Genomic DNA, 23,797 nt, shown 5'->3' with positions numbered 1-23,797 from the left:
AAGGGTACATTCTCTTTATGGATAGGTTTCTGTTCACCTGGAGAGATGTACTGCTTTACTAATTCTCATTTCAATAACGCGCAATCCTTATAACTTTGTTTATTATATACAATATTTTCCTGAGGTATCATTAATAAGTAACAAATTACTTATATAATGCTAAATAATATAAATTTGAATTTGAATACAACTTCAATCATAGAAAAGTAAGTTTGTGCTTACAAACATGCAAGAAGAGAAAGGTTGTTTCTTCACTAAGGGGAAACAACCTTTAACATAGCTTACAAACATTATGTTTAATATAAAGTTTCCCTCAAACAAAAGATATAAATACCGATTTGAAAATAAATCATAAACCTTTTAAAGCTGCTTCATATTGAAATAAGTTAAGCAGTTTTTTTATTTTGCTTTTTATCTTCATAAATTTCTTGTCGGAAGGACTTAATTAATGCATAGGACATAAATAGAAGAACAATCCCTAAGGGTAATGCACTGACAATAATAGCTGCTTGCATGCCTTGCAGGCCACCTGTACCTAATATAATTGCTGAAATAGCAGCTAAAATGATTCCCCAAATAAATGTAACAAAGAAAGGTGGATTTAAATTCCCATTTTTAGTTTGCATCCCCAGAACAAAAGTGGCTGAGTCTGCAGAGGTCACAAAGAACGTCAAAATAAGGACTACAGAGATGGTAGAAAGAAAACCTCCAAACGGCATTTGATCATACACAAAGAATAGAGAAGTTTCTAAGCTTTGTTTTGCCACATCTAATCCTTTCACAAAATTAAAATAAATACCGGTACCTCCAAATACGCCAAACCATATTGAGCATACAAGTGTAGGAACGATTAATACAGCCATAATAAATTCACGAACCGTTCTTCCTTTAGATACGCGTGCAATGAAAGTTCCCACAAATGGGGTCCATGATATCCACCAAGCCCAGTAAAAAATGGTTCAATCTTTTACCCACTGGTTATTGTCAGAATTAAAGGGAGCAAATCGCAGCCCCATGCTTGGTAATTGTTGAATGTAGGAACCAAAGGTTGTAGAGAAAAGCTCTATTAAGTATTGTGTAGGCCCAAGAAAAAGAAAAGAAACAAATAGAATGACAGCTAAAACCATGTTAGCATTGCTCAAGTATTTGATACCTTTTGAAACACCAGTTCCTGCAGATGTAATAAATAAAACAGTTGTAATTCCAATAATAACGAGTTGAACTTTATAGCTAATAGGCATGCCTGTTAGGTAATGGAACCCACTATTTATTTGTGAAGCTCCTAATCCTAAAGATGCCGCCACCCCAAATATAGTAGCAAATACAGCTATGATATTTACTGCGTAGCCAATTGGTCCTTTGCTCTTATTTCCAATAAGAGGAGTTAGCGTTGCGCTCATTAGTCCAGGCATGTTTTTCCGGAATTTATAATAGGCTAAGGCAAGTGCTACTACAGCATAAATCGCCCAAGCATGAAATCCCCAGTGTAAATATGTATATTCTAGACTCAGTTTTGCAGATTCAGTAGTTTGAGGTTTCCCAAAAGGGGGAGTGGCATAGTGGGAGATTGGCTCAGAAATCCCGTAAAAAAGTAAACCAATTCCCATCCCAGCGCTAAATAACATCGCGAACCAAGTAGGGGTACTAAACTCAGGTTTTTCATGGGGTTTGCCCAGTTTTATTTTTCCAAATCGACTAAAAGCTAATACTAAGGCAAATATTAAAAAGAATGTGGCAGAAAATTGATAAAACCAACCAAAACGATTAAGCAAATAACTTTCGGCAGTGGTCATGACGTGAAGTAGATTATTTGGGGTTACTATACCCCAGCCTACAAATAGCTAATGATTAAAGAAATTTAAAAAATAGGTGTTGTTTTCTTCACGATCTTCCTCCTTTATGTTTAAAATTGCTATTCGCATTTACCTATTTCAATTTCTCCATAGTTTTCTTTTTTAATCATTTTTCCCCATCTTGACTCCTTCTTTTTCCTGAATTCTTATTTTAATTCTCTTAATAAGGAGTAAAAAAACGTCTTTTATACCAGCTATTCGGTAAGGAGAGAGCTTTTACAACCTTATAATCTTTTCAGTAGATTAAGCCCGGAAAAAACGTCTTTTAAAACAGAAATAAGTTTTTCTTTTTTTGCGATCTATATTCCCTTTTTCATAACGCCCTAATTTTAATTGATATATAAATTATGATGAAAAGGAGACATGAGAATATAAAGACTCTGTTTCAAAATTTTATCCAGTATAAGTTGGCTATAGCAATCAAACTAAAAACTATAAATCTTGCAATTTTTAAAGGGTGAGTAATTTTATATTCAACAAAGGGATTAATCTGCCTTATTACCTCTGCAAAGAGTAAATTATCTGTGAATGCAAGAACTATCGCAAACCGTAAGACATTATCATTTAACTTAACGAAATCAAAAATTAAATAAATAAGAAAAATTCATACATAAGCTAAAATATAGTTGCAGCAAAACAAAAAAATTAAGTTATTATTTATTGTGGGGGTGAAAAGTATGAAAGTAGCAATTTTAACGTTAGGCAGTAGAGGAGATGTACAGCCTTATATTGCACTTGCTCGAGAAATGATTAAGAATGGACATGAAGTAGTCATTTGTACAGGTGCGACGTTTCAACGTTTTATTGAAGAAAATAAGGTTTCCTTTCATCCCGCTGCTACTGATTTGATGGCGATAATGGAGAGCGAGGAAGGAAAAGATATACTTAATGGTAAAAGGTTTTCACCTTTTAAAATAATGAAATTTTTAAAAGAAAAAATTGCTCCATCCTACAGAAAAAGTATGGATGATTTTTATCAGGCTTCCCAAGGAGCAGATCTAATCATTTATCATCCTAAAGCTCTTGGTGCGGTTGATATTGCGCTGTACTATCATATTCCTTGCATTTGCTTACCGCCCGTTCCAATTATGTATCCAATTACAGAATTCCCAAATCTCTCTTTATCGTCAAAAAAAAGCTTTGGTCCTACATTAAATAAATTATCCTACAAGATAGTAAAGTTCAGTGAGCTACCTTTTATGAAAGAAATTAACGATTTTAGAGAAAAAACGTTAAAATTTCCAAAGAGAAAAGCCGGACTTTACACATATGACGTAAACGGTGCACCTATTCCTATAATTTATCCGATTAGTCCTTTTCTTTTCAAAGAAGTAGAGAGTTGGAAAGGTTCTGTATTTCTACCAGGGTTTTTCTTTTTAGATGTAGAGGAAGAGGTGCTACCCAATGAAATAGAAAACTTTCTAGAAAAAGGAAAGAAGCCTATTGTAGTATCATTTAGTTCTATGCCTTTAAAGAGTCCATCAATTTTTAAACAAAAGTTAGTTCAGGCATTAAAGGAGACGGACAATCGCGCAATAGTGTTAACAGGAACAAGCGGTATGAAGTTTAATCAACAAGAGAATATACTCGCCGTTAAAGATGCATCCCATAGACTTTTATTTAAACGCGCTAAAGGCATTATTCATCATGGAGGTGTTGGAACAATGTCTGAAGCTTTACTGAGTGGCGTACCACAAATTATCATTCCGTTTACAGTGGATCAGCCGTTTTGGGCAAATCTTCTCTATAAAAAAGGGTATTCACTAAAACCGTTACAAGAAAAAAATCTCCAAGTATTTGAATTGGTTCAGGCGTTAGAACAAGTAGAAAATAAAGAGTATATTGAAAATGCTCACCAAATAAAAAGCATCATTCAATCGGAAAATGGTTTATACCAAGCGGTGAAACATATAGAAAGCGTAGTAGATAACGCAAAAAAGAAGTAAAATATCAAAATTATAAAGCAGGCAAACATTTCAAGGAGTAGTTTTTACGACTACTTTAACGATAAAGAAGATTTACTCATGCATCTTTTATCTATGTTCACCTACAAGAAAATAAGTTGGTTCTCCATGAACGCCGTAATCTTCATAAGGATCATCATCCCTATAAATGCTTTTAGGGCGTTCAATTCCTCATCCATAGTAGAAGAGGAAAAGAAGTTACCAAGGGGTAACTTCTTTTTTTATTCAATAAATAATACAATTTAGCTTTTATATTTTCTGTTCTCATGCTCATATCCATATAAAATCATGAATATGTTTTTAATACGTCGTTAAGCGTTTCAACTAGCTACAAAAAAATATAAAAATTTATGTTGACAGTGGAACCATATGATTTTATAATTATCCTTAATTCAAGATATTTTAATTCGAGATTTTAAAATGATGAAAAAATAGGAGGAATAAAAAATGGTGAGCATTGGTTTATTGTTAATACGTTTAGTCATTGGATTATCTTTTATGGCACATGGAACTCAGAAATTATTTGGATGGTTTGGCGGCCACGGCTTAAAAGGAACGGGAGGCTGGTTTGAATCCATTGGAATGAAGCCAGGTGTTAGAATGGCGTTAATGGCTGGATTATCCGAGCTAGTAGGAGGAGCTTTATTTGCTGCAGGACTTCTTACACCGCTAGGAGCGTTTTTGATTGCAGGAACAATGGTCATGGCGATTGTGAAAGTACACGGTCCGAATGGATACTGGGCAACACAAAATGGGTATGAATATAACCTTACGCTTTTAGTTGTAGCAATCGGTGTAGCCATTGCAGGACCAGGTTATTATGCACTAGATACTTTTATTTTCTAAAAGAGAAAATGGGTTGGAATAAGAAAGACGCTTTTATTTTTTGATTAATATCTCGAATTCGAGATATTTACGATAAATAGTTGTAATTGCAAGAGGGATAACGAAACATATGACGAAAAATGTATCGAAGGAGATGGTAGTAATGAGTAAAAAAACAGCGGGTATTCATCATATCACGGCGATTGTAGGTCATCCTCAAGAAAATGTTGATTTCTATGCGGGTGTGTTAGGATTACGCTTGGTCAAACAAACGGTAAACTTTGATGATCCAGGAACGTATCACCTTTACTTTGGGAATGAAGGCGGAAAACCTGGAACGATTATTACATTCTTCCCGTGGGCAAATGCACGACAAGGAAAGATTGGTGACGGGCAAGTTGGCGTAACTTCCTATGTGGTTCCAAAAGGTGCGATGGGCTTTTGGGAACAGCGATTAGCTAAGTTTGGGGTTCCAGCTACAAAGATGGAGCGATTCGGAGAACAGTATTTAGAGTTTGACGATCCTCATGGTTTGCACCTAGAGATTGTGGAAAGAGAACAAGGAGAAAAGAATACGTGGCAAGCTGGTGGAATTAAACCTGATGTTGCTATTAAAGGATTCGGAGGCGCTACGTTATTATCTGTTAAGCCACATGAAACAGCTCAGTTATTAGAAAATGTAATGGGGCTAAAAAAAGTAGGGCAAGAAGGAGATTTTATACGTTTTCAATCATCAGCTGACATTGGAAATATGATTGATTTAAAATTAACAACGATTGGACGCGGGCAAATGGGCGTTGGAACGGTTCACCATATTGCATGGCGAGCAAAAGATGATGAAGATCAGTTAGAATGGCAGAAATACGTAGCAGACAGCGGATACGGAGTAACGACTGTTCGAGATCGAAATTACTTTAATGCGATTTACTTTAAAGAACACGGAGAAATTCTATTTGAAATTGCAACAGATCCTCCAGGTTTTGCCCATGATGAATCACTTGAAACCATGGGAGAAAAGCTTATGTTGCCTGAACAATACGAAACCCATCGAGGTCAAATTGAAAGAGCTTTGATTCCTTTTGAAGTGCGAGAGTTAGACTAAATTTCGCTAAAAGAATTCTTTTAGTAATAGTAAAACGCTAATTCAATCCTAAATTAGGTACAAAGAAGGAATTAATTTATCTATATATAAAACTAATATCTATATTTGAAACACCGTGGTAATATGAAATTAATTCCAAGTGAGGAGGTGAATAGATGACAAAAACCATTGGTCTTATTTGTGGAAGTTTACGAAAGAATTCGTATAACCGAATGATTGCTGAGTCATTGACTACATTAGATGACTCAGCTCAATATCGCTGGATTGAAATAAGCAGCCTGCCTTTTTTTAATGAAGACCTAGAAGCTGACGGATCACCAGAATCTGTCACATCTTTTAGAGCTGCAATTCAAGACGTGGACGGCGTTATTATTGTAAGTCCAGAGTACAATTCCGGAATTCCAGGGGTATTAAAAAATGCCTTGGACTGGGCATCAAGACCTCGCACTTCTTCTGTTTTAAACAGAAAACCAGTTGGCCTAATTGGCGCAACCCCTGGAGGCTTAGGTACGGCTTTTGCTCAAATGCAAACGAGAGAAGTACTGGAAGCCATGCAAGTTAATGTTTTACCATTTCAAAAAATGCTGATTTCGCAAGTTCATGAAAAAATTGATTCGCAACAAAAGGTACTAACCGATGAATCAACGAAACGTTATCTTCAACGCTACCTACAGCAGTTCATTCATTGGATTGATCAAGCGCCTGTTCCTGTTCTAGATTAAGAAAGAGAACACACCTCACGAATATTCACCTCAGAAATAGCTTTTCTTTTTATACATGTTATACATGCTTTTACCTAACAGATCACAAATGAAATCCAAAAAACCGTTCAAATTATAGACCGCTTGTAAGGAATGGAAGAGGTATATGTATCCTTACTTGCCTTAATTTAAGGAGGATTATAAAATGTCTGATCTTTACTCTCGCCTTTCAAAAGATGATGCTGCCGTGCTTTTAGTTGACCATCAAACGGGGCTTATTTCTGGCCTTGTACGTGACTATGGTGTTGATGAATTTAAAAATAACGTCTTGGCTCTTGGTGATACGGCTAAATTCTTTGATTTACCCGTTATTTTAACAACTAGCTTTGAAAATGGACCCAACGGCCCGCTTATGCAAGAACTCGTTGATTTGTTTCCTGATGCGCCAAAAATAGCTCGTCCTGGACAAATTAATGCATGGGACAACGAAGACTTTGTTAAAGCCATTAAAGCAACTGGTAAAAAACAGCTGATTATCGCGGGTGTAGTTACAGACGTCTGCGTTGCTTTTCCTGCGCTTTCTGCCATTAAAGCAGGCTACGAAGTGTTTGTTGTGACGGATGCTTCAGGGACGTTTAATAAGCAAGTAGCCGATGCAGCATTAACGCGTATGGCTCACGGGGGCGCTCAGCTTATGAACTGGTTTAGCGTAGCGTGCGAGCTGCAGCGTGACTGGCGCAACGACGTTGAAGGTTTTGGCAATTTAATTTCTAGTCATCTTCCTGGTTATCAAAACTTAATGGGCAGCTATAGAGGAGCTCAGCGCGATTTCAGCAAGCAGAGTGTCTAACATAGCAGAAACTAAGTTTTGGTATAGGTCGTTCTCTTTACATATAAGACATGAAAGTAGAATGGCATCTGTGGATCATTTATGTGACGGAGAAAACGTAACGACATAAAAATAATTGTTAGATAGGTGAGCCGACTGATGAACAGCTGGCTCACCTATCTTTTACTACGCTACCTGTCATGAAGTATGCGTCTCTTGTATATAAAATAAAGTACATTAACGACAGCCTGATAAATGATAGGAAGGGATGCGGAGTAGTGGAAGAAAAAAAAGTTACGTGGCTGGAGCTTTTTTATGATTTGCTATTTGTGGCAGCCGTAGCGACTGCTACGCATGTTTTGCTTCACGTTGAACAAGGGTATATTCATCGAGAGTATTTGTTAAAGTTTGTATTGATCTTTATTCCGATATGGTGGGCGTGGACGGGACAAACGATGTTTATCAATCGATTTGGACAAGATTTTTTGCATCAGCGCATCTTCATGATTCTTCAAATGCTGTTTGTTCTTATCATGATCTCAAGCCTGTCTGTAGATTTTGATCAATATTACGTCTCTTTTCTGATTGGTTATATCGGACTAAGAGCGTTAACCTCGATTCAATATCTTATTGTTCAAAAATTTGAACAGAGTGAGAGAAAAAAAGTTGCTGTGTTTTTAGGAACATGCTTTGGAAGTGGGATTGTTATCTCGCTTCTGTCGCTCTTTTTTGATTCCTGGATCCGCTACGCCGTGTTGTATACAGGAATTGCAGTGGATATGATTTTACCTATTTTAGGACATAAACGGTTAGCGAAATTACCGACCAACACGGCTCATTTATTAGAACGCTTTGCGTTACTAACATTAATCCTGTTTGGAGAATCCGTTGTCAGTATTCTTGCTGTGATACAGCCACAAAAAGGGGACTGGAATACCATTTTATTTGCGGTTATTTCATTTGTCTTGATCATCGCCATGTGGTGGCAGTACTTTGAGAACGTAGAAAAGAAAGTGAACAAGTCTATCCAAAGAGCCGGACAAACGATTATTTACGGACACTTACTTATCCTCATGTCTCTAAGCATGATTGCAGCATCGATCAAACTCATGTTTTTACATGAAGTTCAGTACACATTCAGCTTATATTTTGTATTCGGCTCCGTGCTGCTTTACTTCATGGCAACCACTCTTGTTTTTCACCAGTATAGATTCGAAGAACACCGTTTAAAAGTGTATCATTTAGGCTTGTTTTTAGGAATTTTAGCTGTGTTTTTTATTATTAACTTACTTTTAATCGTCCCCGGCACTCTCATCATAGGAGAGTTAGCCATCTTTTTTATTATCTATGCTAGGTTTACGACCACTTAACAAATACAGAATGACTATATAATGGAGGTAGCAAAATGGCAAAAATTAATGTAGGAACAGAAAATGAAGCACCTATCGAACTATACTATGAGGACCACGGGACAGGAAAGCCGGTTGTCTTAATTCACGGCTGGCCACTAAGCGGGCGGTCTTGGGAATATCAAGTTCCGGCTCTTGTTGAGGCTGGACACAGAGTCATAACGTATGACCGCCGAGGATTCGGAAAGTCTTCTCAGCCATGGGACGGCTACGATTATGAAACATTCGCTGCTGATTTACATCAGTTGCTAGAACATTTGGATCTAACAAATGTGACACTAGTCGGGTTTTCAATGGGCGGCGGAGAAGTAGCTCGTTATGTAGGAACTTACGGAACAGATAGAGTAGAAAAAGCTGTATTTGCAGGAGCTGTACCACCATTTCTTTATAAGTCAGAAAGTCATCCTGAAGGAGCATTGGATGATGCGGGAATCCAAGAATTTGAAAACGGCGTAAAAAATGATCGCTTAGCTTTTCTTGATAATTTTACAAAGACATTTTTTGGGGTTGAAGACGGAAATGACTTAGTCAGCGAACCGTTTCGACTTTACAACCGGGATATTGCAGCAGCCGCATCGCCTAAAGGGACACTAGATTGTATAGCTGCTTTCAGCAAAACGGATTTCAGAGATGATTTAGCCAAGTTTACGATACCTACTCTTATTATTCATGGTGATTCAGATGAGATTGTTCCATTTGAATATAGCGGAAAGCGAACGCATGAAGCTATTTCTGGTTCTAAATTAGCCTTGATAAAAGGCGGTCCGCACGGCTTAAATGCAACGCATGCACATGAATTTAACGAAGCGCTGCTGTCATTTTTAAAAGACTAAGTATAAATAATTGTTTTGTAGGTGAACATCTGACGTATGAATAGGAAAAGAGGGAAGAAGTTGCCGGAGGGGCGCTTCTTTTTTATCAGTTCATGCAATTAACAAAGGCACTCTGACTGCTCCAAGGATTCTTTAGGGTGACGCATCTGATTCGTAAACATAAGGTTACAAGTAAAATCCCTAAATAGCTATAATAACTTTTACTATATTTTTTCTGCTTACCATAATAACTAAAATGAGTGATGAAAACAAAGAGCAAACCTTTAATTAAAGGCTGCTCTTTGTTTTATATATCTTGTTTTGCATCTCTAACTAGAACAAAATGTCTTAATAGTTAAGTGCGGTAATAAAATACTATTTGCGTAATTCTTCTAATTCTGCAAGAAGGGTTTCAATCATTTCATCGCTTCTTCGAAGTTCTTGATTAAGCATATGAATTGTTTCCTCTTCCCAATTGAAAGGGTTACCATAAGAAGGGGTAATAGGAAGATCTTCATATACATCTCCATTTTCTTCACTGTGTTTTGTAAAATATATAGCAACTTCACACATTGGATGACCAAGAGCAATACGCTGGCGCAAGCTCACTTTTCCATAGCCGAATTTCCGAGCTGCAATTCCTCCAAACACACTAGACGTCATCTTACATAAATGAGGAGCATCCTGTACGACGTCACCAAATGGACATGGGGTAGCGCTTACAACCACATGGTCTGGATAAACGGAAACAATTTCAAAGTGACCTCCAATTGAATTTTTAAGGTCAATTATAACTGCTGCATATTCCTCTACCGTCCACTTTTCATGCTTATCGCTATAAAAGTCTTCCATCCATTCTCCAGTACGAATACCAATTTGTTTAATATATTCTTCAGCTACGGGGCCTACCGTTTTTTCATGAATCATTGCGTACTGTGTAATAAGTTTAGACAAAAATACATGTCCGGTTAGCTGACCTTTTTTTAAAACCATATTGTAAATCCCCCTTTTGTTTTGTAAAAGAGTAAAAATATCAATTTAATAAACAGCACTTTTTCTGTATATCTCTATTTCTTAATTATTACAGATTAACAAGATCGCGTGTTATGTTTTTTGAATTTAAAAATATTTATTTGTAAATACTGGCTGCTTTTTTAAAAAGAAAGAAGGAGACTAGCATAATGGGCCTTATGGGAAATAAAAATCCCTTAGAAGCTCATCAGTTTCTAAGGGATTTTAACTGCTCTTTCTAAATATAATTGCTTCTAAAAGAATTAAGGCTACAGCTGTAATATATAAAGTGGAACTAGGATAGGTTCAAAAGGAGAACCTTCCGCTCCAAAGAAAAAACACCGTCCCTATTCTTCAAAAGAAAAGGTGGTACAACTGACTAATCTGTTAAAAAGAATGTAATAAAAAGTTCAATATAGTGTTTTGCAGATACTCATGAAACTCCTTGCGATTAAAGCCTTCCGGATCCTGAGAGGGAAGGAAGGTAGGAGATTTCATAAAGTCGGGAAATGGGCTGAGAAATGAAAAGTGCCCTCCATTTTTTACAGCTATATGCTGAACTTTTTTCGCATCAGAAACCCCATTTAACACAAATTCCCCGTGAAAAGAAGGAGTAATCGTATCCTTTTCGCCTGTAATCATTAAAATAGGTATATTCACGTCTTCAAGAGCTCCTCTTTCTCTGAACCATCCGGTGGCTGGCGCTAAAAGAATAAGTGATTGAACCCGCTTATCATGATCAACAGATAAACAATAAGGCTTTTGATCAGGAGATTCAGAAGGAAAAGAAGTGGGAACTCCACCTGCTATAGCAAGAGCCGTATATCCTCCCATTGAATGGCCAATAAGAGAAATATTATTTGATTTAATGGATGGAGAAAAGGAACTTTCTTTTAAAAACCAATCGATTACAGTACGTATATGGGTAGGCCGGTTTTTTAGATTATCTATTGTTCCAGATAGCGTATTATTCTCTCGATTATTAAACGGATGTTGAGGTATTCCTACAATAAAACCATTACGTGCTAAAAACTGAGCAATTGTTCGATAAGCAAGAGGCGTGCTTCCATCGCCATGAGAAATAATGACTAAAGGAAATGATCCATTTGAAAGTGGAGCATTTTGCGCAGCACTTATCGTGTAAGGTCCCATCTTTTCAACTTTTTCTTCTTTATATGTAGGATACATAATAAGGAGAGGTAAGACGTGTTCATTTGTTTGATCTTCTATATCTACGAATTGACATCCGGCATAAAATGACTGGCTTTCATGTTTTCTTATGTGCACTTATACTCCTCCTTGCTTTTAACAATCTTTATTATAACAAACTTATACATGAAATTTTTTTGATTTAGCTCTCTTGAAAAAGATTAATTAACCTTTATTTTAATTATTCGTCGGGCTGTTTTTGTATCGATAAAGCACATTATGATAACTAAATTTGTGCATGCACTTATATAATTAAGACAGTGATATTTATTAAGGGGGAAATAAAATGCATTGTTTAGAACCAAAAGATTATTACAAGATAAATAACATGTTAAAAGCGTCATTTAAGACTCCTACATTTGCTTTTTCTGTCGTTAATCATGTTATTGAAGGATCTGTGTACGTAAATGATATGATGAGGCCTTCATCAGGATTTCTTAGAATACGTGCAGGTGACTATTATGTATTTGGACAAGGCAATGACGTGATATTTAATAACTTTCTCTATCGTTATTTTGTTGAGAACGTGTATGGTAAGGAGAAACGGTTTACGGTTTTTACTCCATCCACTGACTGGGAAACTGTTTTTGACGAAACTTTCAAAACGTATGTAAAGAAAATGAAACGCTCTAAGTACAGGTTTCTTCCTTCAAAAGTTCATTCTACGTACAGCCTGTCCAATCTCTATGAGTTAAAAGACTTTAACGCTGATTCTTTAAGGAAAAGTGAGGATTTTAATGAATCATATATAGTGGAGTACTGGGGATCAGAGAATAATTTTCTGGAAAATGGATTAGGTGTTAGTCTTACCCATAAAGAAAATATTATCGCTGAATGTGTGTCTATTTTTCATAGTGGAAGCATAGCTGAAATCGATATTGTGACTAATCCTAACTATAGAGGACAAGGATTAGGAAAGATAGTGGGCCAGGCGTTTATAAATAAATGTTTGGAAAAGAACGTTATGCCTGCTTGGGATTGCGATAATAACAATAAAGCCTCGAAAGCATTAGCCAATAAACTTGGGTTTTCTAATGAAGAGGGTTATGCTTTATATGTATTAAAATGAAAAGAGAATGAGACATAAATAAATCAATACAATCTACAGACGAACGAATGGAATGCATGAGCAAATCGCTTGTTACACTGCGGTTGATTTCCGTGGGCGGGCGGTTACACTTCCGCTTCCGCTACTGCAGGTTCTCATCCATTCCATTCCTTTAGAGCGACCAATTCATTAATGATCTCACCCATCTATGTAACTACCTTTTAATAAAGCCATTTTTAAATAAATCGTACCATTCTTCTAGTTCTTTACCTTTTAAAACTTCTAATTTATTTAATATGTCTTTCGAAAATTCCAGTACACCACTTCCATTAGCTGTGATTAGACAGTCATCACTAACAGATTGTTCCTCTATATAGTTTTCATCGCCTCGATAATTAGGTGCTCCTTCTTTTAGATAAGGTAACGAATTTCCTGTATGTTTATGCTGATCCAGAAATCCGTAATTCCCTAAAAAGGTAGTTGCATCACAAATCGCTGCAACGGGAATGGTATTCTCAAGGCAAAAACTCACAAGTTTCTTTACCTGATGATTCTTTTCTTCTCTCCATCCAGTTCCCCCAGGAAGAAGTAACATTATAAATTCCAAGCTAAAAGAAAATTCTTGTAAGCTGTAATCCGGAATCACAGTTAATCCTCCCATTGAAACTTTAGGATTTTTATCAATTGCAATTGTCTGAACTTGAAATCCTGTTTCTGGTTTATTTAACTCGGCGGTTACATAACTGGCTTCCCAATCAGCAAAACCATCTGTAATAAAGACCAATACTTTTTTCATTTATATGTCCTCCCTAAACCCTCATTAGAAATATAACCAAGTACATTATTAATATCCTAACTTAATTTATCATATTTTATATATTATATAAAATATAACATTATATGGATTTTTCAAATATACGTTTAAGGACATTTCTGGTGACAGATAACATTTAATAAAATGTAATTATAAGGGAATAAGGGGCTTTTAAATGGAAAAAATTTAAGAGAAAACATTTTCTATCTTTTTTACTTAACATTTGGAATTTTAGGCTTACTGATGATTGTAAGTCTATTAGTAAAAAAGAAAAACAAAGTGAATAAAAAGAGCATCTAAAAGAATAATTAGATGCTCTTTTTATTGTCTAGAACGATGAAGTATATTCTATATATGAAGAAAAAAAACTTGAACTAGGCATATTTTGTATAATATGTTTCTAGAAGCGAAATCGTATAATTTTAGGGAAGAGGAGTACAAGGATAGCATGAAGTGGACGGAAGTAAAGAAAAATATGGAGAATTTAATCTGTGAGAAGTTGAAGCATAGATTGAGTATTCATTTGACTAAATATAACGTTTCTCTTGGAGAACAGACACGTATTTGGATTACTCTAGATAAGAAGGAGATTTTTAATGCTTCTTCAGCAGAATATTTAATGGAACATGATAAACTTTGGGAGGAAGTGAAGAGAAAAACAAGAAAATCCTTCCCAGGTTGTTTATTTGAGTGTTTCCCAGAGTTCATTGGGAAGGTAAGTGATATGGACTATACTGCAAGTATTCTAGAATATAGAGGTGTTTTTAACGTTGATCATGTTTATAACGCCTTCATCCAGTATCCTCAGCTATCCATTAATCGAGCATTAAATTCTGAGAACGTTATTTCTCAAGCTCTTACTTTAGTAGATAGAAGGTTAGAGAAAAGGACGCTAGAAGCTTTAAGATATAATTCTAATGTGCACCCCTTAGTTATGCAATTTTATGAACTAAGATGTGAGGTTGAAAATATTAAGCCCAGTTAATAAAAGAAGGAGGCTACATTGTGAAGCCCACAAATTTCTTTATTAAAGATATCAAAGAATTTCAATCCGCTAATAAAAATCTAAAAAATATCTTCAACACTAATAAGGAATTGCCCCATCAAGTATTTAACCAAAGATGTGATTATTACTTATTTGAAGAGTTTTATTGGGTTATGTGTGAGGATTTTTGGCCTACCGTACAATATTTAACAAAGATCTTTAATGAAAAAGAAGTTACAGTTGCTGTCTTAGATCCACATCCCACAGATTATTTTTATAAAGAGTTTGGCTATTTTAATTATTTGCAGCTTCCTACTTCTTTATCAAGTGAAGAGTATAGGAATGTCCTAGAAATTGGACCAGAGGACAGCCCTGCCGATGCTCCATATTATCATTCAGAGAAAGTTGTATGGTTTTCTTCTTCTAAGAAGTGGGCGATATGGGGGGAGCGGAGCTTAGATATATGTGTCATAGGTTTTAATGAAGCTGTTTTGTTAGACCATTTAATGAAATCACCATCTAAATGGTCGTATTTAAATGAAGATGTTGAAGATTTAATTGGCTTAAATTTTAGAAATATGAAGCTTCCTCAAGATTTTAAAGACAGCTTATCAAAAAACTATGCTCATGATAGAGATAGTGGATGAGTACTATATTAATCTGTAAAGGGGATCAAACTCTCTATAACTATAAAAAATCCTTTGCTTCCAGAGCGGAGGATTTTTTTAGGTGAATACGTTATCTTACGTGAGTGTTGATCTACGATAACGAAGATTTAATTACCTCTATAACATTCTTTTTTGTCTGACTCAAGTAACTTCTTTTTTCAGAAGAAATTAACAGCCCTATAGGCATCTCAGGGTCAAACCCTTGTATTTTAAACGGGATATTAGTTGGTTTTAAACTAGTGCCTCTAGGGATAATTCCAACTGCATCTCCAAACATCATTTCTGGAATGAGGTGGAGAGCACTACAGTTATAGACTTGTTTAAAGGCTATATTATTCTCGGATAAAAAGTGGTTGACGGATTGATAGTAATAACAGCTATTTTCTCCTATTAAAATGGGATAGTGAATAATATCGGCTATTTCAAGTGATTTCTGCTGTAGCAGCGGATGGTTAGGCGTATTCACAATAAATTCGATTTGTTCTTTACCAAGCGGAGTAAAAGTAAAGCCGGAAAGGTTCGTATTCTGTCCGCAAACAGCCAAGTCCAGTTTATCTTGACGTAATAGCTCGGATAAAAGAGCGGTGTTTCCAATGGTAAAATCGCAGTGTATGTACGGTTTTTTGGCATTTAAATAGCTTAATACAGCAGGCATTAAACTTTGAGCAATCGATTCTGATAATCCGATTTTGATTGTTCCTTTTTCCTCTTTGCTTATACGCTGTGCTTGAGATATGGAATACTCCCAGTGCTTTAACAAGCTATCTATTTCCCCTACAAATAGTGTACCTTCCTTTGTTAATGTTGCTTCCCAGCCTCGTTCAAATAAAAGAAACCCAAGATCTTTTTCTAGCTTTTTAATATGAGCGGTGACGGTAGATTGAGCGTAATTCAATTTTTTTGCTGCAAGTGAAAACGTTCCTTCTGCCACAATTGTTTTAAACGTCGTTAACTCTTTAATTTCCATTTTCTAACCTCATCTCTATCGGTTTTTTCGATAATTATTAGACCTATTTTCAATTATACAAATGAAGAGTATGGAAGTACACTGGATATAGAAAGGAAGATGATAGATGCCATTTGTTAACGTTTATTATCCAGAATGTCAATTAAACGATAAGGAACTAAAAGAAGTAAGCAATTGTATTCATCAGTCTTTAATCCAACATTTTTACATCCCAAAAGACGACTATTTTCAACTATTTTTACCGTATCCATCTCAGCATTTTTTCTATGATTCACAGTATCTCTTAGAAAATGGTGGAAGAAGAACAGCTCAAATGATTTATATCTCCATTACATGTGGCCAGGGCAGAACTGTCGAGCAGAAAAAGAAGCTATACCAATCCATTGCAGAGGGACTTTACACTGACTTGGCTATTTCTACAAACAATATTTTCATTACATTAAACGAGACGCCGCTTGATAACTGGTCATTTGGGCAAGGAATCACACAAATGGTGAATCCAAAGGAGGAACAAGAAAAATGAATAACCGTATTGAGTCCAAGCTACTAAACGATATGAGAGACTTGGCTCCTGACTTTGTGAAATATGGAGAAAATATCTTATTTGGAGAAGTGTGGAGAGACCCAACTTTAACATCAAAAGAAAGAAGCTTGAGTACGCTTTCTGCTTTAATCAGTATTGGCAACACTGAGCAAATGCCTTTTCATCTGCAGCTGGCAAAAAAGAATGGAATGACTGAAAAAGAAATGATTGCACTAATAACCCATATGGCTTTTTACGTGGGGTGGCCAAAGGCATCTGCGGCACTGAGTATAGTAGCGGAGCAATAATAAAAAGGGGCAAAAGTCATGCTGAAAATAAGGTAGGCTGTTAATCAGTGGGGGTAGAGGCGGCGAAAGGATACCCCCTATGATTTTTAGATTTTTGTATTATTTAGATTTTTGTATTATTTAGGTTTTTATATTAAGTTATGGACATCTTTCTGTTAGTTTAGAAAGGAGTGAATTCATATCTTAATAATAGCAATCGCTTCAATCATTGCAGGTGTTTTATTCAGCTTTTGTGCAAAATTAGCAATGTATACAAGATGGTCAAAACGGCTTGTAAAGACTAATGAAGATACTCATAGGCCAATTAACTTTGTTCTTCAGGGGGCTTTATTTGCACTTATTATGTTCATTATGTTTTTAATTGTAACACCTTTTACATAAGAATTAGGTGGCAGATTTGTTATATTAAAAGAACTAAACGTATTAGTAGAATAATAGAAATTGATGTAGCAGTAGCAGGGAATATCGGAATTGTAGTTCTGTTGATTTCGGTTATCGTATTTAGTTTCATTTATTATTTGCTGAATCGTCAATACTTAGAAGATAGTAAACTAAATTATTTTGGGACTGTATTATGGATTCCATACTTTGTAATTATGCTTATTTTATTTAACAAGCTTTTTCCAATTAGTAATCATAGAGATCAACTCAATCCTTTAACATAAGGCAGATGTTATAATGCTGCTATCGTTCATACTTGGATACGCATGAAAGAACCTTTATAAAAAGCAACCTCGTTATTGGTAAACGAGGTTGCACTTTTATTTTTTTGATACTTGTCATACAAATTTCACTTTTCATCTTCACACGCAGAAAAGTTTGTGATATAATTCACATGTGAGGATATCCATAAGGATCTAACACACTCTTGAATGTAAAGTAGAAAAAGCTATTTCACTCCGATGCCAATACGATTGAAATAGCTTTTTTTGCGTTCAAATTATAGATGCGAAAAAATTGTTAGCATAATAAGGGAAGTTTATTTCTCGATTCTAACTAATGTTTTTTCAGGCATTTCAATAGCATCTATATCAAAATAATGGATGTTTAAAGTTAGTGCTCCTTCTCGCTGTTCAGCTTCTTCTCCTATCCAACAACTATACAATTCAAAAAAATCTCCTGATTTAAGATAGTGATCCATCAATCGACACAGTGCAAGTAGTTTCTCTTTTGATTCTTTTAGTCTGCTTTTATTCATATATTTCGTAATTTCAATTCCCCAGTCACTTGATACTTCATAAACGTAAGGAGTAGTAAAATGATGTTTCTTTATGTTTAATCGATGCATTTCATCTGAAAAGCAGTTTCCAATAGTAACTACATCATCCAGTTCATCGTTAATAGGTAATTCTACATTCGAACCTATATAGGTGGCTAAACTCATTTGTATTCACTCATTTTTCCATCTGAATAATCTATTACATTTCATAGAATTAACCTAATAAAAACCTACATAGTATGATCAAAAAGGTTTTTCCCTAGATTTTATTATAGATGATCAGGTTTTATTCGAGCTTGACTATTATTCTATTTAATATAAAGGGTGAAATTCTAATTTTTATAAAAAGAAAATATTGAAATACCAGAAGGATTACTGTTTGTTAGAGGAGATGAAAGTGCAACTGAAAGGGGAAAAAGTACATGAAAATTACTAATTATGAATTGTTTCAAGTGCCGCCACGCTGGTTATTTTTAAAGATAGAAACAGACGAAGGAATTGTTGGATGGGGAGAACCTGTTATTGAAGGAAGAGCTTCTACCGTTAAAGCTGCAGTAGATGAGCTGATGGAGTATCTTATTGGCAAAGATCCATTAAATATTGAAGATCATTGGAACGTTATGTACCGAGGCGGTTTCTATCGAGGCGGACCTATTTTAATGAGTGCCATATCGGGGATTGATCAAGCTCTGTGGGACATAAAAGGAAAATATTACGATGCCCCTGTACATCAACTATTAGGCGGAAAAGCAAGAGAATCCATTAAAGTGTATTCTTGGATTGGAGGAGACCGGCCTTCAGATGTAGGTGAAGCAGCAAGAGAAGTTGTTTCAAAAGGATTTACAGCAGTAAAAATGAATGGAACAGTGTGGATTCATATGAAAAACTTGATCAAGTAGTAGAACGTATTGCTGCTGTCAGAGAAGCAGTGGGACCTTATGTAGGAATAGGTATTGATTTTCACGGACGAGTACATAAGCCAATGGCAAAAATTTTAGCTAAAGAACTAGAGGTCTATCGTCCAATGTTTATAGAGGAGCCGGTTTTGCCGGAAAATAATGAAGCGTTAAGAGAAATTGCCAATCACGTATCCATTCCTATTGCGACAGGGGAAAGAATGTTTTCAAAATGGGAGTTTAAAAAGCTCTTAACGGACGGATACGTCGATATTATTCAGCCGGATTTATCACATGCAGGGGGAATTACAGAATGTAAGAAAATTATTTCAATGGCTGAAGCCTTTGATGTAGCAGCTGCGCCTCATTGCCCGTTAGGACCAATTGCATTAGCTGCGTGTCTTCAAGTAGATGCAACGTGTCACAACGCATTTATTCAAGAGCAAAGCTTAGGTATTCACTATAACCAAGGCAGTGATTTACTAGACTATATTGTTGATAACCACGTATTTAAATACGAAGAAGGCTTTGTGAAAATTCCTGATGGCCCTGGTTTAGGTATTGAGATTAATGAAGACCATGTTAGAAAAATGACTGATATCGGTCATAATTGGCGTAATCCAGTATGGCGTCATAAAGATGGTTCTGTAGCGGAATGGTAAAGGGGAAAGCATTTTAGTACAAAAGATCTGATTGATAAATGACCGTCAGTCAGATCTTCTTTTTAAACTAGTCATATACAGGGGGATAAGGGAATGAAGGGGTATAGCGAAAAGCCAACTCGCGTTAGATTTCGTGTTTTAGCATTTATTTTCATAAGCGTTGTCATCAACTATATGGATCGAAGTAATATTTCTGTAGCTGCCACAGCTATGTCCAAAGACTTAAAGCTATCATCCGTAGAACTGGGCCTTATATTTTCAGCCTTTGGATGGGCTTATGCTGCTTTGCAAATACCGGGAGGGGTAATGGTTGACCGTTTTGGTGCTCGTGCTACGTATGCCTTTAGTTTAATTACCTGGTCTATTGTTACGCTGTTGCAAGGGTTTACTAAGGGATTTGTGAGTCTTTTTGGTCTGCGTTTAGCGACAGGTGCATTCGAAGCACCGGCTTTTCCTACCAATAATAAAGTAGTCACCAGCTGGTTTCCAAATCAAGAAAGAGCATCAGCTATTGCTTTTTATACTTCAGGACAGTTTGCAGGGCTAGCATTTTTAACTCCTACATTGGTGACCATTCAGCACTTTTTAGGGTGGAGAGGTCTGTTTATTACTACTGGGATTATCGGTATAGCGTGGGGCATTATATGGTATATCTTTTATCGTGATCCTTCTCAGCATAGTAAAGTAAATAAAGCAGAATTACAGCATATCGAAGAAGGTGGAGGCTTAGTTAAAGCTGCTGATAAGAAAGGAGAAAGAGCAAAATTCGAATGGGGAAATCTTAAAGAAGTCTTTTCTCACCGGAAGCTATGGGGCATCTACTTAGGTCAGTTTGCCGTAAACTCTACTTTATGGTTCTTCCTTACCTGGTTTCCCACGTACCTTGTGGAATACAGAGGGCTAGATTTCTTAAAATCAGGCTTCTTAGCATCTGCTCCGTTTTTAGCAGCATTTGTAGGGGTATTACTATCTGGCTTTGTATCGGACGCTTTAGTGAAAAAAGGAGTATCACTAGGTATTGCAAGAAAAACACCGATTATCGTAGGTCTGCTTTTATCAACTTCAATTATCGGAGCCAATTATGTAAATAGCACATCTCTCATTATCATGTTTATGGCTATTGCGTTTTTTGGAAATGGCTTAGCTTCTATTACATGGGTGTTTGTCTCAACGCTAGCACCTAAACACTTAGACGGCTATACGGTTCTAAAACCAAATGAACGTATCACACTATATCAACAACTGCTAAAATGTAATGTCTTTCAGCATCGTCCAAAGCCAGCGAAACGAACGTTTATCGCTAAGAAAAATGGGAAGCTAAGACCTCTCGGTATTCCGACGATACGAGATCGAGTGTATCAAAACGTAGTAAAGAATGCACTGGAACCGCAATGGGAAGTTAGATTCGAAGCCACTTCCTACGGTTTTCGTCCTAAAAGAAGCACACATGATGCTATAAGTAACCTCTTTAACAAGCTGAACACAAATAGTAAGAAAAAGTGGGTATTTGAAGGAGACTTCTTAGGATGTTTCGACCATCTTAATCATAATTGGATAGTAGAACAAACATCTTCGTTCTCAGGAAATACTATCATTAAAAGATGGCTCAAAATGGGATACATAGAGCAGGATATGCTTCATAAAACAACAGAGGGAACTCCTCAGGGAAGTATTGTGTCCCCTCTTTTGGCCAATATTGCGTTATGTGGGATGGAAGAAGAGATTGGTATCTTCTATAGAAAGACACACAAATCAAATGGAAGATATAAAATCGATTCCAAATGTAAAATAGGACGTATTCTTTACGCAGATGACTTCGTCATCGTAACGGAAACAAAGGAACAAGCTGAAAGTATGTATCAGAAACTCAATCCTTACTTACAAAAGCGAGGAATTACATTGAGTGAAGATAAAACCAGAGTTACACATATCGAGAGTGGGTTTGATTTCCTTGCCTTGTTAGCAGTGGGATTAATCGTTTATTTTATGTAACATACTATACAATAGAGAATCATTAATCACATGGAGGAGCAGCATTATGATCCGAACAATCGCTATCACACAAGACTTACACGTCAAAGAAGATATACCCCTTGATCACTTATCTGACCCTTCAATTAAGTGGTTCTGGGTAGATCTTGCCTCTCCATCTGAAGAGGAAGGAAAAGTATTAGAGACGTTTTTTCACTTTCATCCTTTAGCTATCGAAGATTGTCTTCACTTATTACAACGTCCTAAACTTGATTATTATGAGGGTTACAGCTTTTTAGTTCTTCATTATTTAAATAGCAACACGTTAGATGTTGAAGAAGTAGACTTATTTATTGGAGAAAATTATTTAGTGACCTTTCACTTTAAACCGGTACTCAGTATTGAAACAGTACGACAACGCCTTTTACAACATCCTAGTGGATTTAGTAAAGGAGTGTCCTATATTGCTTATGCGGTTCTAGACCAATTAGTGGATGATTACTTCCCAATTGTGTATGAAATTGAGGATAAATTAAATGAAATTGAAAGCAGAGATGCCAAAAAATCAATTGCTTTACTGATGAATGATGTTTTTGATATCCGAAGTGATTTATTAAAGCTTAGAAAAACCATTCTTCCTATGCGTGATCTGCTATATCGAATTATTAATTCTGAACGTTTACATATACCTGCGGAGCAGAAAGCCTATTTCAATGACATCTATGACCACTTAATAAAATTAACAAGCATGGTGGAAGCTAATCGAGATATGACATCAGATATGAGAGATAATTACCTTTCACTTAACGCCAATCGGATGAACTCCATTATGATGACATTAACAATTATCTCATCTATTTTCATTCCTCTTACATTTGTCGTAGGGTTATACGGGATGAACTTTGATCATATGCCTGAACTTCACTGGCATTACGGATATTATATTGTTCTAGGAATTATGGCTTTAATGACAATTGGTATGATTCTCTGGTTCAAACGAAAAGGCTGGTTTAAAGTCAATAAGTAGTAGGCTTTTCTCCTTTTTATACATAAGTTTTTCGTACGTTGAGTAAACTACTCAAGATGCCTTAATGGCGTCTTCCATTGCAACCTTGTATTAAGAAAGAAGGCTGTCCTCCCTGGCAGCTTTTTTTCTTATTTCCTTGACGTATACAATATACTTAATTATTTGTTCTATATTGTTTACGTGCCAATAACTTCTTTTACTATTTATTATGAGGTTATTATAGTAGCACTATAGAATTCAAAAAAGGAGAATTATTTAATTTGAAAGTTGCTAATAAAGAAAGCATTCACTACTTGAAATTTTGTATCGTGGGGGGATTAAATACAGCTATTGATTTTCTTGTTTTTTCTCTGTTATCTTATTTAGGCGTATATTACATAATAGCTCAATGCGTATCTTATGGGTGTGGTGTACTAAACAGTTATCTTTTAAATAGAACATGGACGTTTCAACAACAGGGTAAAAGGGGGAAGTATGAATTTCTCAAGTTTATTGCCCTAAATGTTTTTACTTTAATTGTTACATCTTTCTTATTAACTTTGTTTCATTATAAATTTAGCATACCACTTCCTTACAGTAAGGTTTTAGTAACGATTGTTAGCGTTGGATTAAACTATATAGGTACTAAGTTTTGGGTTTTTGAACCATAAAAAATAAATGATTAACGTGCTCAGAAGGAAAAGTGTAAGAAACAGTAAAATAGCTATACTTTAATTTTTTTATAAACAGATAAGAACCTCATTACATAACTAAACAAGCATATCATTGTAGATATGCTTGTTTGTCTTAGATGGATGGACATTATTCATTTGAATAATTTTTAAAAGCGTGTAATAAGTGCTAAAACAAAGCTTAGAACGAAACTAAATATCGATGATATCGGACTGTCATGTAAAAATAAAAAATATCGTACCAGAGAGAAGATTAGAACAGAAAATAGTTATAAAAAATGAAAGCAAGAAGTAGGTTTGGTATATATAATCTATACACTTTA

Annotated in this window: 21 protein-coding genes and 2 pseudogenes; 17 read left to right on the top strand and 6 right to left on the bottom strand. The window is 35.7% G+C overall.

The window, feature by feature from the left end; genetic code table 11:
- Positions 1-386 precede the first annotated feature (386 nt).
- A pseudogene (locus tag ACN6NE_RS02340) lies at positions 387-1,829 on the bottom strand (BCCT family transporter); the annotation flags it as partial.
- Positions 1,830-2,530: 701 nt separating this feature from the next.
- On the opposite strand from ACN6NE_RS02340, the gene ACN6NE_RS02335 reads away from it, so the two are divergent.
- The 8 genes from ACN6NE_RS02335 (at position 2,531) to ACN6NE_RS02300 (ending at position 9,516) form a co-directional block, all read left to right on the top strand.
- Entirely contained in the window at positions 2,531-3,799 is a 1,269-nt protein-coding gene (locus ACN6NE_RS02335; RefSeq protein WP_474324298.1) for a glycosyltransferase, read from the top strand.
- A gap of 3 nt (positions 3,800-3,802) precedes the next feature.
- Positions 3,803-4,063 carry a TetR/AcrR family transcriptional regulator gene (locus tag ACN6NE_RS02330; protein ID WP_129703582.1) on the top strand — a complete coding sequence of 87 codons (261 nt, stop codon included), beginning with the start codon at positions 3,803-3,805 and terminating at the stop codon, positions 4,061-4,063.
- A 201-nt stretch (positions 4,064-4,264) separates the two neighbouring features.
- Positions 4,265-4,663, top strand: a complete 399-nt coding sequence (locus ACN6NE_RS02325) for a DoxX family protein (RefSeq protein ID WP_129703453.1) — start codon at positions 4,265-4,267, stop codon at positions 4,661-4,663.
- Positions 4,664-4,805: 142 nt separating this feature from the next.
- Entirely contained in the window at positions 4,806-5,744 is a 939-nt protein-coding gene (locus tag ACN6NE_RS02320; protein ID WP_474324296.1) for a ring-cleaving dioxygenase, read from the top strand.
- A 155-nt stretch (positions 5,745-5,899) separates the two neighbouring features.
- Positions 5,900-6,466, top strand: a complete 567-nt coding sequence (locus ACN6NE_RS02315; protein ID WP_129703449.1) for an NADPH-dependent FMN reductase — start codon at positions 5,900-5,902, stop codon at positions 6,464-6,466.
- A gap of 184 nt (positions 6,467-6,650) precedes the next feature.
- Complete coding sequence (gene ycaC / locus ACN6NE_RS02310; RefSeq protein WP_057234398.1) at positions 6,651-7,295, top strand: isochorismate family cysteine hydrolase YcaC; 645 nt, start codon at positions 6,651-6,653, stop codon at positions 7,293-7,295.
- A gap of 257 nt (positions 7,296-7,552) precedes the next feature.
- On the top strand, positions 7,553-8,644 hold the full coding sequence (locus ACN6NE_RS02305; RefSeq protein ID WP_129703447.1) for a low temperature requirement protein A: 1,092 nt from the start codon (positions 7,553-7,555) through the stop codon (positions 8,642-8,644).
- Between the two features lie 35 nt (positions 8,645-8,679).
- Positions 8,680-9,516, top strand: coding sequence for an alpha/beta fold hydrolase (locus ACN6NE_RS02300; RefSeq protein ID WP_474324294.1), 837 nt, complete (start codon positions 8,680-8,682; stop codon positions 9,514-9,516).
- A 354-nt stretch (positions 9,517-9,870) separates the two neighbouring features.
- Here the strand turns inward: ACN6NE_RS02300 and ACN6NE_RS02295 are convergent, their stop codons facing one another.
- A complete protein-coding gene (locus ACN6NE_RS02295) occupies positions 9,871-10,488 on the bottom strand; it encodes a methanogen output domain 1-containing protein (protein ID WP_474324292.1) in 618 nt (205 codons plus the stop codon).
- A gap of 405 nt (positions 10,489-10,893) precedes the next feature.
- Entirely contained in the window at positions 10,894-11,793 is a 900-nt protein-coding gene (locus ACN6NE_RS02290; protein WP_474324291.1) for an alpha/beta hydrolase family protein, read from the bottom strand.
- A gap of 208 nt (positions 11,794-12,001) precedes the next feature.
- On the opposite strand from ACN6NE_RS02290, the gene ACN6NE_RS02285 reads away from it, so the two are divergent.
- The gene (locus tag ACN6NE_RS02285) at positions 12,002-12,784 is read left to right on the top strand and encodes a GNAT family N-acetyltransferase (RefSeq protein WP_474324289.1); all 783 of its coding nucleotides are present in this window, start codon (positions 12,002-12,004) and stop codon (positions 12,782-12,784) included.
- 193 nt (positions 12,785-12,977) lie between these two features.
- Here ACN6NE_RS02285 and ACN6NE_RS02280 read toward each other — a convergent pair whose 3' ends face one another.
- The gene (locus ACN6NE_RS02280) at positions 12,978-13,559 is read right to left on the bottom strand and encodes a type 1 glutamine amidotransferase family protein (protein ID WP_474324288.1); all 582 of its coding nucleotides are present in this window, start codon (positions 13,557-13,559) and stop codon (positions 12,978-12,980) included.
- 466 nt (positions 13,560-14,025) lie between these two features.
- On the opposite strand from ACN6NE_RS02280, the gene ACN6NE_RS02275 reads away from it, so the two are divergent.
- Positions 14,026-14,562 (top strand): SF0329 family protein, encoded by a 537-nt coding sequence (locus tag ACN6NE_RS02275; RefSeq protein ID WP_474324286.1) that lies wholly within the window; start codon positions 14,026-14,028, stop codon positions 14,560-14,562.
- Positions 14,563-14,582: 20 nt separating this feature from the next.
- Positions 14,583-15,209 carry a hypothetical protein gene (locus ACN6NE_RS02270; protein WP_129703435.1) on the top strand — a complete coding sequence of 209 codons (627 nt, stop codon included), beginning with the start codon at positions 14,583-14,585 and terminating at the stop codon, positions 15,207-15,209.
- A 112-nt stretch (positions 15,210-15,321) separates the two neighbouring features.
- Here the strand turns inward: ACN6NE_RS02270 and ACN6NE_RS02265 are convergent, their stop codons facing one another.
- Positions 15,322-16,197 carry a LysR family transcriptional regulator gene (locus ACN6NE_RS02265; RefSeq protein ID WP_474324285.1) on the bottom strand — a complete coding sequence of 292 codons (876 nt, stop codon included), beginning with the start codon at positions 16,195-16,197 and terminating at the stop codon, positions 15,322-15,324.
- A 106-nt stretch (positions 16,198-16,303) separates the two neighbouring features.
- Between ACN6NE_RS02265 and ACN6NE_RS02260 the strand changes: the two genes are divergently transcribed.
- Together ACN6NE_RS02260 and ACN6NE_RS02255 are read left to right on the top strand one after the other, a co-directional pair.
- Positions 16,304-16,720 (top strand): tautomerase family protein, encoded by a 417-nt coding sequence (locus ACN6NE_RS02260; protein ID WP_474324283.1) that lies wholly within the window; start codon positions 16,304-16,306, stop codon positions 16,718-16,720.
- Positions 16,717-17,028 carry a carboxymuconolactone decarboxylase family protein gene (locus ACN6NE_RS02255; RefSeq protein WP_129703429.1) on the top strand — a complete coding sequence of 104 codons (312 nt, stop codon included), beginning with the start codon at positions 16,717-16,719 and terminating at the stop codon, positions 17,026-17,028. The genes ACN6NE_RS02260 and ACN6NE_RS02255 overlap by 4 nt, the downstream gene beginning before the upstream one ends.
- A 979-nt stretch (positions 17,029-18,007) precedes the next feature.
- Here ACN6NE_RS02255 and ACN6NE_RS02250 read toward each other — a convergent pair.
- Positions 18,008-18,412, bottom strand: a complete 405-nt coding sequence (locus ACN6NE_RS02250) for a hypothetical protein (protein ID WP_474324281.1) — start codon at positions 18,410-18,412, stop codon at positions 18,008-18,010.
- Positions 18,413-18,669: 257 nt separating this feature from the next.
- Between ACN6NE_RS02250 and dgoD the strand changes: the two are divergent.
- The 4 genes and pseudogenes from dgoD (at position 18,670) to ACN6NE_RS02230 (ending at position 23,453) form a co-directional block, all read left to right on the top strand.
- Positions 18,670-19,805: pseudogene (gene dgoD, locus ACN6NE_RS02245) on the top strand (galactonate dehydratase).
- 93 nt (positions 19,806-19,898) lie between these two features.
- On the top strand, positions 19,899-21,797 hold the full coding sequence (locus ACN6NE_RS02240) for an MFS transporter (RefSeq protein WP_474324279.1): 1,899 nt from the start codon (positions 19,899-19,901) through the stop codon (positions 21,795-21,797).
- A gap of 46 nt (positions 21,798-21,843) precedes the next feature.
- Entirely contained in the window at positions 21,844-22,803 is a 960-nt protein-coding gene (corA, locus tag ACN6NE_RS02235; protein ID WP_129703425.1) for a magnesium/cobalt transporter CorA, read from the top strand.
- Between the two features lie 260 nt (positions 22,804-23,063).
- Entirely contained in the window at positions 23,064-23,453 is a 390-nt protein-coding gene (locus tag ACN6NE_RS02230; RefSeq protein ID WP_240702283.1) for a GtrA family protein, read from the top strand.
- Positions 23,454-23,797 lie beyond the last annotated feature (344 nt).

Source organism: Priestia sp. 53B2 (assembly GCF_056099005.1).
This window is presented reverse-complemented; position numbering and strand designations above follow the sequence as displayed.